The organism is Lactobacillus sp. UMNPBX12 (genome assembly GCF_002553955.1).
GTDB classification, from domain to species: domain Bacteria; phylum Bacillota; class Bacilli; order Lactobacillales; family Lactobacillaceae; genus Lactobacillus; species Lactobacillus crispatus.
Window position 1 is genome coordinate 14,609 of record NZ_PCYY01000023.1, and the last position, 15,876, is coordinate 30,484.

At 37.3% G+C, this 15,876-nt stretch carries 16 protein-coding genes; 4 read left to right on the forward strand and 12 right to left on the reverse strand.

Annotated features, from left to right (window positions below):
• Window positions 1-142: 142 nt before the first annotated feature.
• Window positions 143-850 carry a cyclic di-AMP binding protein CbpA gene (cbpA, locus tag CP363_RS08625; RefSeq protein ID WP_005721098.1) on the forward strand — a complete coding sequence of 236 codons (708 nt, stop codon included), beginning with the start codon at window positions 143-145 and terminating at the stop codon, window positions 848-850.
• A 64-nt stretch (window positions 851-914) separates the two neighbouring features.
• Here the strand turns inward: cbpA and alr are convergent, their stop codons facing one another.
• The 6 genes from alr to CP363_RS08655 form a co-directional block, all read right to left on the reverse strand.
• Window positions 915-2,045 carry an alanine racemase gene (gene alr, locus CP363_RS08630; RefSeq protein ID WP_005721640.1) on the reverse strand — a complete coding sequence of 377 codons (1,131 nt, stop codon included), beginning with the start codon at window positions 2,043-2,045 and terminating at the stop codon, window positions 915-917.
• A 4-nt stretch (window positions 2,046-2,049) separates the two neighbouring features.
• Window positions 2,050-2,406, reverse strand: coding sequence for a holo-ACP synthase (acpS, locus tag CP363_RS08635; protein WP_005721641.1), 357 nt, complete (start codon window positions 2,404-2,406; stop codon window positions 2,050-2,052).
• 82 nt (window positions 2,407-2,488) lie between these two features.
• Window positions 2,489-3,976, reverse strand: a complete 1,488-nt coding sequence (locus CP363_RS08640) for a DEAD/DEAH box helicase (RefSeq protein ID WP_098036143.1) — start codon at window positions 3,974-3,976, stop codon at window positions 2,489-2,491.
• 13 nt (window positions 3,977-3,989) lie between these two features.
• A complete protein-coding gene (murF, locus tag CP363_RS08645) occupies window positions 3,990-5,357 on the reverse strand; it encodes a UDP-N-acetylmuramoyl-tripeptide--D-alanyl-D-alanine ligase (RefSeq protein ID WP_005721091.1) in 1,368 nt (455 codons plus the stop codon).
• Between the two features lie 125 nt (window positions 5,358-5,482).
• Complete coding sequence (locus CP363_RS08650) at window positions 5,483-5,728, reverse strand: type B 50S ribosomal protein L31 (RefSeq protein ID WP_005721090.1); 246 nt, start codon at window positions 5,726-5,728, stop codon at window positions 5,483-5,485.
• Between the two features lie 109 nt (window positions 5,729-5,837).
• Window positions 5,838-7,457 (reverse strand): alpha-glucosidase, encoded by a 1,620-nt coding sequence (locus CP363_RS08655; protein ID WP_057726268.1) that lies wholly within the window; start codon window positions 7,455-7,457, stop codon window positions 5,838-5,840.
• Window positions 7,458-7,572: 115 nt separating this feature from the next.
• Here CP363_RS08655 and CP363_RS08660 point away from each other — a divergent pair, with 115 nt between their 5' ends.
• Window positions 7,573-8,400 carry a Cof-type HAD-IIB family hydrolase gene (locus CP363_RS08660; RefSeq protein WP_098036144.1) on the forward strand — a complete coding sequence of 276 codons (828 nt, stop codon included), beginning with the start codon at window positions 7,573-7,575 and terminating at the stop codon, window positions 8,398-8,400.
• Window positions 8,401-8,445: 45 nt separating this feature from the next.
• Here CP363_RS08660 and CP363_RS08665 read toward each other — a convergent pair whose 3' ends face one another.
• From CP363_RS08665 to CP363_RS08690, 6 genes are all read right to left on the reverse strand, one after another.
• The gene (locus CP363_RS08665) at window positions 8,446-10,038 is read right to left on the reverse strand and encodes an APC family permease (protein WP_089147153.1); all 1,593 of its coding nucleotides are present in this window, start codon (window positions 10,036-10,038) and stop codon (window positions 8,446-8,448) included.
• A gap of 96 nt (window positions 10,039-10,134) precedes the next feature.
• Window positions 10,135-11,370: a serine hydroxymethyltransferase gene (gene glyA / locus CP363_RS08670; protein ID WP_098036145.1), complete on the reverse strand. Its 1,236-nt coding sequence runs from the start codon at window positions 11,368-11,370 to the stop codon at window positions 10,135-10,137.
• Window positions 11,371-11,428: 58 nt separating this feature from the next.
• Window positions 11,429-11,704 (reverse strand): hypothetical protein, encoded by a 276-nt coding sequence (locus CP363_RS08675; RefSeq protein ID WP_005721084.1) that lies wholly within the window; start codon window positions 11,702-11,704, stop codon window positions 11,429-11,431.
• The gene (locus CP363_RS08680) at window positions 11,685-12,029 is read right to left on the reverse strand and encodes a hypothetical protein (protein WP_005726293.1); all 345 of its coding nucleotides are present in this window, start codon (window positions 12,027-12,029) and stop codon (window positions 11,685-11,687) included. The genes CP363_RS08675 and CP363_RS08680 overlap by 20 nt, the downstream gene beginning before the upstream one ends.
• A 313-nt stretch (window positions 12,030-12,342) precedes the next feature.
• The gene (locus CP363_RS08685; protein WP_061204414.1) at window positions 12,343-13,344 is read right to left on the reverse strand and encodes an alpha-hydroxy-acid oxidizing protein; all 1,002 of its coding nucleotides are present in this window, start codon (window positions 13,342-13,344) and stop codon (window positions 12,343-12,345) included.
• Window positions 13,345-13,357: 13 nt separating this feature from the next.
• Window positions 13,358-14,443 (reverse strand): chloride channel protein, encoded by a 1,086-nt coding sequence (locus CP363_RS08690; protein ID WP_233187155.1) that lies wholly within the window; start codon window positions 14,441-14,443, stop codon window positions 13,358-13,360.
• Between the two features lie 260 nt (window positions 14,444-14,703).
• On the opposite strand from CP363_RS08690, the gene CP363_RS08695 reads away from it, so the two are divergent.
• Both CP363_RS08695 and CP363_RS08700 read left to right on the forward strand, forming a co-directional pair.
• A complete protein-coding gene (locus tag CP363_RS08695) occupies window positions 14,704-15,219 on the forward strand; it encodes a hypothetical protein (RefSeq protein ID WP_005718512.1) in 516 nt (171 codons plus the stop codon).
• 69 nt (window positions 15,220-15,288) lie between these two features.
• The gene (locus CP363_RS08700) at window positions 15,289-15,786 is read left to right on the forward strand and encodes a methylated-DNA--[protein]-cysteine S-methyltransferase (protein WP_089150631.1); all 498 of its coding nucleotides are present in this window, start codon (window positions 15,289-15,291) and stop codon (window positions 15,784-15,786) included.
• Window positions 15,787-15,876 lie beyond the last annotated feature (90 nt).

Here is a 15,876-nt window from a genome sequence, read left to right on the forward strand (position 1 = left end):
CTTTTTTTAGAGATGCTTTTTTATTTGTCTAACTATTGTTAAAATATAGTTGTTACTTCAGATAAACTTTAATTAATATTTAATTAACTCATCAACTATGCTATAATTACTTGAAATATTTCTCACTTTCGGAGGCGAACTCATGCTTATTAAATCTTTAGTTATTAAAAAAGATTATTTAACAACAGTTAATGAAAAAGCCACATTAGCAGAAGCTTTAAAAGTTTTAGAAGATTCAGGCTACAGATGTGTGCCAATCGTTGACGATACTGGTACTATTTTCCGTGGTAACATTTATAAGATGCATATCTACCGTCATAAGTCACAAGGTGGCGATATGAATCTACCAGTAACTTACTTACTTAAGAATGCCACTAAGACAATTAAGGTCAATTCACCATTCTTCAAGGTATTTTTCAACATTAAGGACTTACCTTATATTGCTGTCCTTGATGAAGATAATCATTTTTATGGTATTCTTACTCACTCAAGAATGCTTGATATGTTGTCAGATGCGTGGGATGTTAAAAATGGTTCATACGTTTTGACCGTTTTATCTGACAATACACGTGGTAACTTGATCAAGATGTCCAAGATTGTGTCTAAGCACACTAACATGTCTAGTGTAATGACGCTTGATGCAGCTGCTGGCGAACTCGAAGGTAATTTTGTTAGAAGAACACTCTTTACTCTCCCCGCTGGTGTCTCAGATATTACCATGAGAACGATTGTTGATAAGTTACAAAGAAAAGGTTTCGTAGTTTCTGAAATCGAAGATTTGCAAGCCGGCATGACTATTATGAGTGATGAAAATCCAGGTGTCTTTATTGAACACCCTGTTAAGGATTAAAAAACTGATCTACCAAAAAATGCTTCTAGATTTTTGTTCTAGAAGCATTTTTTTATTGCCAAACTTATTTTTCATAGTAAACACGAGGTAAACGATCGTTTAACAAACATGCTACTTCATAGTGAATAGTATCAACATAATCTGCGGCGGCCTTAATATTATTTGGCGCTGTTGGATCATTGGAAATGATGACTACCTTAGTTCCTAACGGCATTTTCTTTGGCATTTTGACCATAAATTGATCCATACAAATTCGGCCGACAATTGGACAGTATTCGTCTCCAACTTTAACTTTAAAGCCTTGAAACTTTCTAATAAAGCCATCAGCATAGCCAACAGGCACAGTTCCAATAATTGTATCTTGATCAGCTACAAAGGTAGAACCATATCCTACTCCGTCACCTTCATGAATAGTTTTTACATGAGTTAGTTCACTCTCAAATGATAATGCTGGTTCAAGCGAAATTGATGACTTCAAGTCAGGACTATCAGGATTAGAGGATGGGTTCAAACCATAAATGCCAATTCCAAAACGAACACAATCACTAGGCACATCCTTGTTAAAGATGCTGGCAGCGGTATTGTCTACATGAATCCACTTAGGCTTAACTGTCAACAAACTTCTCATATGAGCAAATTTTTCTACCTGATGCTTAAAGTAAGTATCATCGGCACTGTCTGCGGAAGCAAAGTGTGCGAACATACCCTCTACGTAGAAATTATCGTTATTTTGTAAGAATTTATTAGCAGCAATAAAATCCTCATCTTCGTTAAAGCCGATCCGACCCATGCCTGAATCTACTCCAATATGAACTTTCAACTGTAACTGCTCTTTTTCAAGGTACTTTTCTGCTTCCTTTAGCCATTCAAGGTTAGGAATCGTTAATGAAACATTGTTTGCGGCCGCAATTGGAGCGTATTCTGGAGAAACTACTCCCAAAACTAAAATTGGCTTAACAATGTCAGCATGACGCAATTGCAAGGCCTCATCTAAAATAGCTACACAAAGGCCTGCTGCACCTTCCTCAATCGCAATTTTAGCCACCTCAACTGCACCATGACCATAAGCATTGGCCTTAACTACAGCTAACATCTTTTGCCCTGTTGCAAGATGTTTCATTTCGTTTTTTATATTTCTTCTAATTGCGCCCAAATTTACCTTTACAACGGCTGGACGGTGATAGCCTGGAACCATATTTTTATTTTTCCTCCAAAACTACAAATGTAATAATTTCATGATTATCATGTGTGATACTTGGGAAAATATTTCCATCAAACTTAGTTGAAGTCATAACGGGATGACCTAAATCATCCCATAAAGTTTCGACATCTTGAAAACCAATATACTTTCCCAGACCCGTTCTCATTGCTTTAGAAAAAGATTCCTTTAATGAAAAGCGTCCGCCTAGGTATTCAACTTTACGTTTGCCTGCCATTTTTTGATATTGATCAAATTCTTTGGGAGTTAATACTTTTTTGGCAAAAGCATCCCCCTTGTCCACGATCTTCTTAACTCGTTCAACTTCAATCGAGTCAATTCCTACTCCTTTAATCATTATTTTCACCTCACACAATGACATCATTATAATACAAAAAAGAAGCTGTAAAAATTACAACTTCCCTTTTTAAGATAAAATCTTAATCTTTCTTATTCTTGATTACAAATTCATGTCCATTGCCATGACCACGTTTACCACGATTACCATTATGACGGTATGAATTATTATTGCGCCGGCGGCGATAATCATCGCGTCCATGATTATTATTGCTACGGCCATGACCTTTACCACGACGGCGGCGACCATCACCCTTGTATGGTAACGGCTTTTCTGGGGTAATCTTGACTTTAACCTCATCTTTAGCCAAGTTCTTTAAAAAGGCTGCAACTAAGTCGAGAGCTGAATAGTTATCTAGCAGCTCACTTGCCCCTTGGGTATATTTACCCAAATCACCGTTCATCAAATTTTCAATTTCAATTTTTGCTTGCTTTAATTGACCATGTAATGCCTGATCATCTGTTGGCGGACGAAGCGGCGACATCTTCTTTTTAGTCAATTGCTCAATGGTTCTCATATAGCCAATCTCGTTTGGCGTAACAAAAGTAACAGAGATTCCATTTTGCCCCGCACGACCAGTTCTACCAATACGGTGAACATATGAATCCGGATCTTGGGGAATATCATAATTATAAACGTGGGTTACGCCTGAAATATCAAGTCCGCGGGCAGCTACATCAGTAGCAACCAGAATATCTAGCTTACCTTCACGAAATCTTTTCAAAACTGACATTCTACGCGCTTGCGATAGATCACCGTGAATTCCCGCCGCATTGTAGCCACGCGCTTGCAAACCGCGCGTAAGTTCATCTACGCGACGTTTGGTGCGACCAAAGACTAAAGCCAAATCTGGACCCTGCACGTCAATTAGTCGACACATAATATCAAATTTTTCAGACTCTTTAGCACGAACAAAATATTGTTCAATCAAATCAGCAGTTAATTCCTTAGCTTTAATGCGGACAATTTCTGGGTGATCCATAAATTTTTCGCCTATCCGCAAAATTGGCTTAGGCATTGTAGCACTAAAGAGTAAAGTCTGTTGTCGGTTCTTAGCATATTTCAAAATACTTTCGATATCTTGAATAAAACCCATATCGAGCATTTCATCTGCTTCATCTAGAACGACAGCCTTAACTTGATCTAAATTAATAGTTTTGCGTTTCAAGTGGTCAAGCAAACGCCCTGGCGTACCAACTAAAATTGATGGTACATGGTGTTTCAATGAGCGAATTTGACGACCGATATCAGCTCCACCATAGACCACTTGAACATGAGCATGTTCGTCACGACCTAAACGGAATAATTCTTCTTGCGTCTGAATAGCAAGTTCACGCGTTGGTTCAATAATAACCGCTTGAATTGCTTTTTCTTTTTTGTCGATCATCTGTAAAATTGGCAAGCCAAACGCAGCTGTCTTACCGGTACCAGTCTGGGCTTGACCAATTACATCTTTGCCTTGCAAAGCAAGGGGAATAGTCTGTTCCTGGATTGGCGTTGCTTCTTCAAAGCCTGAACGTTTAATTGCCTTAAGAAGCGCGTCATTTAATCCTAATTCTGAAAACTTCAAAAAAATTGTTCTCCTATCTTAGTCGGGCCAAGACATTTTCCAGGTGCATTCCATGTGAACCCTTCAATACAACAATGTCATCCGACTTAATATCATTCTTCAGATCGTCAATCATTCGATCTGTCTGTTCTTGTGTATAATAATGCAAATGCTCTGGCTCATACTTATCTTGTAAAGCATCATACAAATTCTTCATTTCAGAGCCATATAAGTAAACTTCGTTAATAATTTGTGGATCTAACGTATCCTCAAGGCCAGCATGCAATTCAGGGGAGTTTTTACCTAATTCCAACATATCACCTAAAACAGCAATTCTGCGCCCATTATCTTTTACTTCAACTTGGCCAAAACTAGTCAATACAGCTCTAACAGCAGTTGGATTTGAGTTATAGATATCACTCATGATGCTTTCTCCAGCATCGCCTTTTTCCCACTCCATCCGATTAGCCGTTGGGGTAAAGTTAGACAATGATGAGGCAATTTCCTCATCACTTTCACCAAAATGACGACCAACACTAATTGCAGCCATTGCGTTAGAAACATTGTGTTTACCAATCATCGGGATTGAGAATTTTTGCTCTGAATCATTAACTGTAAAGGTAGCATGATGCATATAACTCTTAAAGCCAGTTGCATGAACTGTATCTTCATCTCTAAAACCAAAAGTTGCTTTAGCTTGATCCAATTTCTCAGCACGTTCTTGCAATAATGGTTCATCCCCATTGAAGATAAATTCGCCATCTTCACGCAAAAAGTCAGTAATTTCCATCTTAGCATCTGCAATCTTGTCGCGGCTGCCAAAGAATTCAATATGAGCTTCACCAATCATTGTAATTACGGCCACATCTGGATGGGTTAATTCACTTAAATGATGCAATTGACCTGGTCTGTCCATTCCCATTTCAAGCACCAAAATTTCAGTATTTGGCTTCATCTCAAGGATGGTCATTGGCACACCAATCTCATTGTTAAAGTTGGCCTGAGTTTTATGTACATTAAAGCGTTTAGACAAAACAGCAGCAATCATATCCTTGGTAGTAGTCTTACCATTTGAACCAGTAATTCCCACTACGGTTGGATTAACCTTACGCAAATAATAGCGAGCAAGCTCTTGCATAGCAGCAAGCGGATCATCAACTTCAATAACCGCAATATCTTCTGGCTTGTTCGGATGCCCCTTTTTCCATAAAGTAGCAGAAGCACCATTATTAATAGCACTAGCTATGAATTCGTGCCCATCACGTTCACCTTCAAGTGGTACAAATAATCCACCATCTGTGATCTTTCTGGAGTCAAAGGCAACAGAAGTAATAACAGTTTGATTGTCACCTTCACAAGTAGTATTTAAAGCCTTGGCAATTTCCGCCATTTGCATTTTCATTGAATATTTACTCCCATAAAAACATTTTTATACAGAAAACATTATACTGTCTTTCATGCATTCTGCCAAATAATCTCTAACGAAAAAAGCAGCCCCAATGGGACTGCTTCCACCAGATAAAAGGCTTACTTCTTCAAGCCGTACTTCTTGTTGAACTTTTCGATTCGACCATCTGCTTGAGCAAACTTTTGCTTGCCAGTGTAGAATGGGTGTGAATCTGATGAAACTTCAACACGTACTAATGGGTAAGTTTCGCCTTCGTAGTCAATAGTTTCTGATGGCTTCAAAGTTGAGCCAGCTAAGAACTTAGCACCAGTTGCTGAGTCCATGAAAACTACTTCTTGAAATTCTGGATGAATACCTTGTTTCATAATTTATTACTCCTTTGCCATGATCATATCACAGATCATAGATTAATCGATTAACGATAACTAGAATAACATCTTCAAGTTAGTAATTCAAGTTCTTTTTAATTTTAGCTTATCTAATTGCCACTGCAAATGCTTCATAAGGCTTAAGCGTAATATCATGCAGATCATTACGCACAGCATAATTACTAAGCAAGTTTTCTTTAATGCGATCGGTCGACGTAAACTGTTGCTCTTCACCAGATAGGTTAGCAACCACCAACCACTTTTCAGTACCTAAAATACGATAATATGCAAGAACTTCATCACCAGTATCATGAACCAACTTAAAGTCACCATTAACCACAATCTCATTTTCATGACGTAAAGTAATCAATTCTTGGTAAGTATAAAAAATCGAATTAGGATCAGCCAAGGCCTTCTTCACATTAATTTCTTTGTAGTTAGGATTTACTGTCAACCATGGCTTTGACTTAGTAAAGCCGGCATTTTTCTCATCATTCCATTGCATTGGACGACGAGCATTATCCCTGCCTTTAACATTGATCGCATGAATTAGTTTATCTTTGTCATAACCTTCAGCCAGACGTTCATGATACATATTGACACTTTCAATATCTTCTACTTCATCAATATTTTTTACCGGACAATTAGTCATACCAATTTCTTCACCGTTAAAAATATATGGTGTGCCGTGCATCAAATGTAAAACTGTCGCAAACATCTTAGCACACTGCACCCGATATTTTTTATCATTGCCCCAACGTGAAATTACGCGCGGAATATCATGATTTTCCCAGAACAAACTATTCCAAGCATGATTAAAATCAAGCTCTGTCTGCCACTTTACTAAAACCTTTTTCAATTCGCCTAAGTCTAGCGGCTTTAAATCCCACTTTTCTTTTCCCTCCTGCTGGTCTAAAGCTTGATTCTCAAATTGGAAAACCATTGATAATTCATGACGTGCTGGATCTGAGTACTCTTCTGCAATCTTCGGTGTCGCATTCCAAGTTTCGCCCACCGTCATCACATCTCGATCACCAAATGTATTCTTGTTCATTTCTTGCAAATATGGATGAAGCATCGGACCATTTTCACGGATCATTTTGTCGGGATCTTTACCAATTAATTCAATCACATCCATTCGGAAGCCACCGATCCCCTTATCAAGCCAAAAGTTCATCATATCGTAGATTTTTTGCCGCAACTCTGGATTTTTCCAATTTAAATCAGGTTGTTGTTCCGCAAAGAAGTGTAAATAATATTGTCCTGTTTGCTCATCAAATTTCCAAGCTGAACCAGAAAAAGCAGACTTCAAACTATTGGGCTCATGTCCATCAACAGGATCACGCCAAATATAATAGTCTCGGTAAGGATTATCCTTACTTTTTCGTGCCTCCACAAACCATTGATGCTGGTCAGATGTATGATTAACCACCAGATCCATTACAATTCGGATATGATGCTCCTTAGCTTTCTGAATCAACTCATCCATATCAGCCATCGTGCCATATTGCGGATCAATCGCTTCATAATTTGAAATATCATAGCCATTATCCACACCGGGAGATTGATAGACCGGTGAAAGCCAAATTGCATCAACTCCTAGATTTTCCAAATAATCTAAACGAGCAATAATTCCTTGTAAGTCACCTATGCCATCACCGTTGCTGTCCTGAAATGACTTAGGATAAATTTGATAAACAACTGCTTTTTTCCACCATGGTGTCATTTTTTCTACCTCGTAAATTTCAAATTTATTGTTAAACATAATATAAATAATTTATGTAAGCACTTGCAAGAAATGGTAAACTGTTAACGGTATCAAATTTTAGTGAGGTAATTAGATGACTACTCTTCCCTTTAAGGCCGTTGCTGTAGACGTTGACGGTACTTTTGTTAACGATGAAAAACAATACGATCATCAAATGTTTAGCGAGATTTTAACTCGTCTGCATCAACACGGGGCACATTTTATTATTGCTAGCGGCCGTCCAGCTGGTCGTTTGGCTGATGACTTTAGCGAATTTATCGATTCTATTGACTTTGTTGCCGACAATGGTGCGGTCTTAGTTCGCGATGGAAAAATTATTCGTACAACAAGCTTTTCAAAAAAATGCATCCTAAATTTTATTGAATATTTGCACGCACGCTATCCTGGTGCAGCCCAAAACATTTTAATCAGTGGCGTTAAGCACTCCTACTTTTTAAAAAGTACACCACCAGAATACAAGCGGTCCCATCATTATTTTTATCCTAATAGCATCGAAATTGATGATTTTAATAAAATTCCTGCTGATGACCAATACACTAAGATCACAATGGACTATCCCAGCAAGATTCGACATGAATTAGAACATGACTTCAACAGCCGTAGTACAGAAAAAATCCACGTCACAACTAGTGGTTGGAGCTACATGGATATTATTCCTGAAGGTGTAAATAAAGCCGCAGGGCTAAAGGAATTTTTAGCTTATTTAGACGTGCCAAGAAGTGAATTAATTGCCTTCGGTGATGGTGAAAATGACCTTGAAATGTTGAAATTTGCTGGTTTAAGTTATGCCATGGCTAATGGTCAAGATATCGTTAAAAAGACTGCTAAATTTATTGCACCTACTAATAACGACAACGGTGTTTTCAAGGTACTAAATAAGTATCTTGATGAAGCAGAATAGCGAACAAAAAACTGTTGAGACCAAAAATCCCAACAGTTTTTTTACTTATTCTTTATTTTGCGCAATTTTTTCAGCATAAGGATCGATTTTCTTTAACCCTGTCTTAATTCCCCAATAATAGAAGGCGAGAGAAATAATGATAATTACTACAAAGTCAAATGGATACTTAATCCAGTTCTGACCACCAAAACCGCTACTGCCCACAAAGGACATAAGTGACATAAAAATCAAATAACCGATCATCCACCAACTACTATGTAATTGTTCTTTTAAATTTGAATGTTGGTAGTGAATTTCATAATAAAAATAAATCGGCAAACCCAAGGCAATAACAATTATCACCTGAATAGTCGTTGGCCACATTGACCAGTAAATTGCCAAACTAGTTAGTATAAAGGTAACTGGAGCTAGCCACTTCATATAACCAGGATTAAATGGACGATCAAGATCTGGTCTTTTCTTTCTTAGAGTCATTACCGTTACTGGACCAGTCAAATATGCAATCAAAGTTGAGGCCGTGATTACTGTTGCTAGTAAATTCCAGTTTCTAAATAAGCTTACTAAAATAACCGCCAAAACAAAGTCAGCAATCATCGCATAACGTGGTATTAAGTATTTTTGATTCAATCTACCTAACCATTTTGGCAAATGACGTGTGTGTGTCATTGCCGCTAGGGCTCTTGAGGCCGTAGCTACAAATGCTACCCCTGTCCCAAATGGTGAAACAAATGCATCTAGGTAGAGCAAAATCACTAGCCAATTAATGCCTAAAATAATAGCAATGTCCGCAAATGGTGAGGTAAAGTTAACTCCATGCCAGCCTACTTTAGCTAACATGCCTGGCTCAACTGCACCAATAAACGTCACTTGCAACATAATGTAAATTGCCGCAGTAATTAACATTGAAATCAATACCCCACGCACAATATTCTTACGCGGATTTTTCAATTCCCCACCCATATTGATGACCGTCTGAAAGGCATCATAAGACATAATAATTCCTGAAACAGAAGTTGCTTCAAAAATGGACCGACTACCATAAGGCATAAATTCATGTAAATTACTGCCAAAGTTTTGTCCATGAAAACCAGAAGCAATTAAAACTATAATCGTCAAAGTAGGCAATAAGATCTTAAAAATAGAAATCAAATTGGTAAAATGGGTCATGATTTTAACTGACCAAAAATTGATCATTGTAAAAATCAGCATAAAAATAATAACCACACCTAAGCCAGCAAAAGTAATACTGCCGTTTTTAATAAAATTTTTAGTCCAGTTAGCCCAGCTCCAGGGCCAAGAACTCATATATTGCACGGCAGCTACGGCTTCCATCGGTACCAATGTGACTAGTGAAATCCAGTTAGCCCAAGCAGCCACAAAACCCAATAACGGTCCATGACTATATTGAGCGTATCGACTCATCCCACCACTTTCGGGAAACATCGAACCTAATTCTACATAAGTCAATGCAATTGAGATAATAATTACTGCACCTAAAATCCAAGATAAAATTGCGGCTGGACCTGCAATTTGTGCTGCAGAACCTGAACCAAAAAGCCAACCCGAACCAATTAAAGAATTCAAGGCCAGCATAATCGCTGAAAATAAGCCTATTTTATGTCTTTTTAACTTTTCCAAATAATCACGTTTCCTTAACTCCATTATTTTTAATTTTTTATTATAACAAAAGCCGCCCCAGCTGAGAACTAGGACGGCTAAATTCTGCTACACGAATTATTCAATTGGATGTTTTTTAGTTAATGCCTGAACTTCTTCTTTAACATGAGCAATCGTTGCGGAATTTTCTGGATCAGATAAAATTTCAATAATCATTTCCGCAGTCTTCTTAGCATCTGCTTCATCAAAGCCACGACTAGTAATTGCTGGCGTACCAATCCGCAACCCACTAGTAACAAATGGTGAACGTTGATCGCCTGGAATTGATTCTTTGTTGGTAGTGATGTGAACAGAGTCGAGTAAATTTTGAGCATCTTTACCGGTAATACCAGTCTTAGTAATATCGATAATCATCAAATGGTTATCAGTACCACCAGATACGACACGAATATTGTCCGATTCAGCAAAAGTTTCTGCCATTGCCTTAGCATTTTTAATGACTTGCTTAATATAATCTGTAAATTGTGGTTGCAAGTCCTCATAAAATGCTTGCGCTTTACCTGCGATGACATGCTCAAGTGGCCCACCTTGAATGCCTGGGAACAAAGCGGAATTGATTTTCTTACCAATTTCTAAATTGTTGGACAAAATCATCCCACCACGAGGGCCACGCAGGGTCTTATGTGTAGTTGTAGTTACTACATCAGCTACTGGAACAGGACTTGGATGTTGACCGGTTGCTACTAAGCCAGCAATATGAGCCATATCAACCATTAAGTATGCCCCAACTTCATCTGCAATTTCACGGAACTTTTGCCAATCAATGATGCGGCTGTACGCAGAAGCACCGGCTACAATTAACTTAGGTTTAACCTTAAGAGCAATTTCACGAATGGCATCAAAATCTAGTTCTTCAGTCTCAACATTTAGGCCGTAACTGTAAGACTTATATTCCTTACCACTGAAGTTAACCTTGGATCCATGAGTCAAGTGACCGCCAGCATCCATTCCCATACCTAAAATGACATCACCTGGCTTCAAAAGTGCTTGATAAACTGCCATGTTAGCCTGTGATCCAGAGTGTGGCTGCACATTAGCAAACTTTGCGTTAAACAATTTTTTAGCATAATCAATAGCAAGTTGTTCAACTTGATCAATATATTGACAACCGCCATAATAGCGTCGACCAGGATAGCCCTCGGCATACTTGTTAGTTAAAACAGAACCTTGTGCTTCACGAACTGCATCAGAAACAATATTTTCAGAGGCAATTAATTCGATGGTGTCTTGTTGGCGCTGTTCTTCATTATGAATGGCATCCCATAATGCGGGAGATTTTTCTGCATATTTCATTGATAAAAAGACTTCCTTTCTGATCAGCACTGATAGTTTTTCTTATAGTTAAAGTATACTATTTAGCAATCAGATACGCACGATTACTACGCGGAAATTCCTTTTTAAAAGCCGCTAAAACTGCATGACGGCCAACAGCTGGATCAGTCAATTCATATTCCTGCGTAAAGTTCAAATAGCCATCTTCAGTTAAAATTAGCTTTTTACCATCATTTTTCACACTAATTGAACGATCCTTTTTTGCCGTTAATAATTTAATTTCTACATATTTACTTTTATTACTACACATTTTTTTGAGCAAAGTCTCTGCCTGCTTAATTGGAATTAAACGCATAATGACTTCCTTTCAGAACAGTTTCTAATTCATGACTAAAACTATCCTTCTGTAAATTAGAGGTAATCAAAAGAACTAGTACTTGCTCATCCTTTACTGCAAAAGCGACTCTCGCTGAACCAGCTTTTTTCAAATTTAGGCGAAACTCGTAAATTGATTTTCCCTCAATCCGAGTCATTGCAGCGATCTTCACTTTAGTCATACCAGTTGCCAATTCCTTAGTAATCGCTTGATCGATTAACTGCTTAATTATCTTTTGCTCATTCTTATGCTTTTTAAAAAAGGTTTTGCATCCCCGCTCATAATGAAATTTCAATAGCATCATTTTCTAAATCAATCCATTTCCATAATAGCAAAACATAGATACTCACTTTTTGAAATACTTGTTATTTTCATCTAAAATAAAACCGCTTGTAGTATAATCTACAAGCGGCTCAATATTATGGGACATCATGCTTAGCTTTTACCAGAGCTAAGCATGTTTTCGTATACAACTAATTACTTTTAAATAATTACCTTATAACAACGTCCGAGTTAAGCATAACACTATTCAGTATAGCTTTAAACGCCTTTATTATAGGCTAATAGCCACTTAATTATAGTAAACTGTAAAAAATAAACTATTTCATTTTTCTATCCTAATCAAAATGTAACACACTAGGATCAAATGATTTAGTATCTCTAACGCCAGTATACAACATCATTTGTGCAAGCTGCTCATTCATTTTCTTAATCTTATCTTCTGTTGCTTTTTGCCCATCTTTTAACAATTCAGAAAGAATCCCTCGACCAATCAGTACAGCATCTGCGCCTAATGCCAAAGCCTTGTATGCATCGTAGCCTGTCATCAATGATCCATCTACAAAAATGGTCATTCCACTGCCATTTAAGGCTTGCTTGATTGCTGGCAAAACTTTTAGTGGTGGCACGCCAAATGGAACGCGGCCGTGGTGATGTGAAACAACTATTGCCTTGGCACCAGCATCTCTAGCCTTAACGGCATCACGCACGGATAGCACGCCCTTAGCCACAAACGGCAGTTTAACTGCATGAACATACTTTTCAAGATCGCTAAATGAAATCGGTCCTAGTGGAATACCATCGACTACATCATATTTACCGTTATCACCAGGCACATGATCAATATCCATTCCAACAGCTACGGCACCTAATTCTTCTGCTTGTTTTAGTTCGCCCATAATTTTATCATGGTCTGCGTAAGGCTTCACAATTCTAACTGTATCGCCGCTCTCTTTGACAATTTCGGCATATTCTTCGTTTGACTCCATACCAATCCAATTTAAAGTATTGGTATTCTTAGCCGCACGTGCCTTTTCTTGCATTGGCTTACGTGTCTTATCTGGTAAAACCTTGTTCAAATGAGAGACTGCAGCCAGAGTTAAAGGTGAGGCATATTTTTTACCAAAAATCTCAGTTGTTAAGTCTGGCTCAACTGAATCAAGCAAACGCATCTCCACCAAGATATTGTCTAAGTAGGCACGATTATGTACATTAGCATCGTCAGCACGCCCACTTGTTACAGGAATCATGCCTTTAGGACCTGGCCATGGGCTTTTCACTTTTTCTTCTTGATTCTCTATCAAAGAAGCACCAGTTACTGCATCGTTTTTTTCGTTCATAAAAAATACCTCCCTAATTATTCTTTTGTCTAAAACTATAGCTCACTTTTGTTAAACAGGCAGCTAAATACGCACTTACTAAAATGACAGGAGCCAATTCTATTGGTAATAACAGAATCAATAAAATAGCTGTTAATAAAGGTTTACCCAAGATAACTGCAATACTTGCACTAACTGTAATGGCTACACACATAACTGGCATAATTGGTAAAAATTGCGCAATCGCTGCGCCAACTGCTACACTAGCAAAAATCGAAGGGAAAATTTTTCCACCACGCCAGCCTAAACTAAAACCTATATTAGTAGACAAGGTTTTGATGACTGCTATAACTAGCAAAAATAATGGTGATATTTGCAACGCCTGGTGTACAAATGGAACAATTTGAAATTCACCAGAATACAGGGCATAACTAGTAATTAAGGTAAGTAATGCAAGAACTATTCCCCATATAGTTGCTTTAATAATCGGTGAAATAGTAATTTTTTTAGCAAAATAATCACTCCATTTTTCGCTCCATAAGAAAAATATACCGAAGCTCCAACCTACAATTAATAGAATAATTACATACATACTATAGCGCCATTGCCAGAGAATATGGCGATGATGAATACCAAATAATCCTTCTTCAGGGAATAATTTAAAGACTATTGCTGCACCAACCACGCCGATCATAACCATAATTAAGCAAAAAACTTTTTGATGCAATTTTGATTTAAAAAGGCTACTAAATTTTGGCAGTTTTTTTAGTTGTTTTTTCGAAACGATAGTATCCCAAAAATGATTCCATTTCCAATCAGAAGAATAAGCAATTAGTCGTAATCTATCTCCCAGCCAATTAACCATGCCACTTCCTAGTACAGTAGTTGAAGCCTCTGGTCCAATACTGCCACCCGCGGCTAAAGAAATAAGACCTAAGGTTAAAGATTTCCACCAATTGTGATAATTGATCTTTCCCTCCTGCTTAACACTCATTAAAACTTCTTCGATAGTTAATGGATATGATCCTAAACGCTTAATTAATATACCAATAATGAACCCAAAAGGAATACAAATAAAAAACGGTAAAGCCTGACTAGGAACAGGTAATTTATCAAACAAAACATGCCAGACAAAATTAATAATAAAATTAATTAAGTTTAAATATGTAGCACAGCATATTCCAATATATAAAACTCCAAATGGTAGCATAATAAAATATATTAAGTTCCTTCATTAGGATTTTTTCCTTCTCTAATTCTCAAGAATTGAAATTTCTTTTTAAAAATTATAAACTTTTATACTCGTAAAGCAAAAATATAGTTAAAATACTGGTATAATATCGTTTCAGAATAATTAATGTAGAGGTGAGATTTCTGATCATGAAAAGTGCAAATTACACTAGAAAACATCACATGTATTTAATGAATCACAAAAATGGTGACGTTATCGAAGTAAGAATGGACAAGAAAAATAAGACATTCAAGAAAATACGACTTTATCGTCAAGATGGTTTGGGCAACTACTATCTAGATCCACATGCGGAGTTTAAGGATCAGAAAAGTCCAGCAACCAAAGAGAATATCGTAGAAGCCGGAAAAAAGGTCAGCGATCATATCTCTAGTGCTGAGAACTGGCACCATAAAGTTAGACCTATTTTCAACGCTGAACACAAAATCGTCGATTTCGAACCACGATTGCATTTGGAACACCATACTAAGATTCAAAATGCTAAAAGATATTTGCGTCACTTGGAAAGACGACACGCAGACTTCATTTTCCGTAAAAATAGCAAAACGCCTTTGTTAATCCCATGGAATTACATCAAGGATATGATCTATGAAGATCGCAATAAAGAAATGGTGCTAGCACATAAGGTGCACAAGCTAAGAAAATAAATTAGATTAATAAGATGCTACCAATCATAATGGATGGTAGCATCTTATTTTTATCATAGGAGAAAAAACATGCAAACAGCTTCTTACTATAATTCACCTATTGGCAAAATATTGCTCGCTAGTGATGAACAAGGACTTATTGGTTTATGGCTAGATACTGATCGCTACTACGGTGACAATCTTGATAAAGAATATTCAGAAGGAGGAAATAAATATTTAGCTTCTGCTGATATCTATTTTCAAGGCAAAGAACCAGATTTTACTCCTCAATTACATTTGATCGGTACTGATTTTCAAAAAAGAGTCTGGCAAGCATTACTAAAAATTCCTTACGGGATGACAACTACTTATAAAGACATTGCCGTACAGGCTGCAAAAGATAAGGACCACTTACCTATTCGAGCAGCCGGTGGTGCTATTGGTAGAAATCATATTTGCATTATCATACCTTGCCACCGCGTTGTTGGTGCTAATCACAATTTAACTGGTTATGGCGGTGGAATTGATAAGAAAATTCAGTTGCTTAAACTTGAAGGCGTTAATATTAATCAGTTTAAAGAACCTTAGATACAAGAAAAGCCCGCATATCGCAAGCTTTTTTACTTGTTCGTCTTCTTTTGCAAACAAAATTTCTGTACAATTATTTTCGCAGAAAGT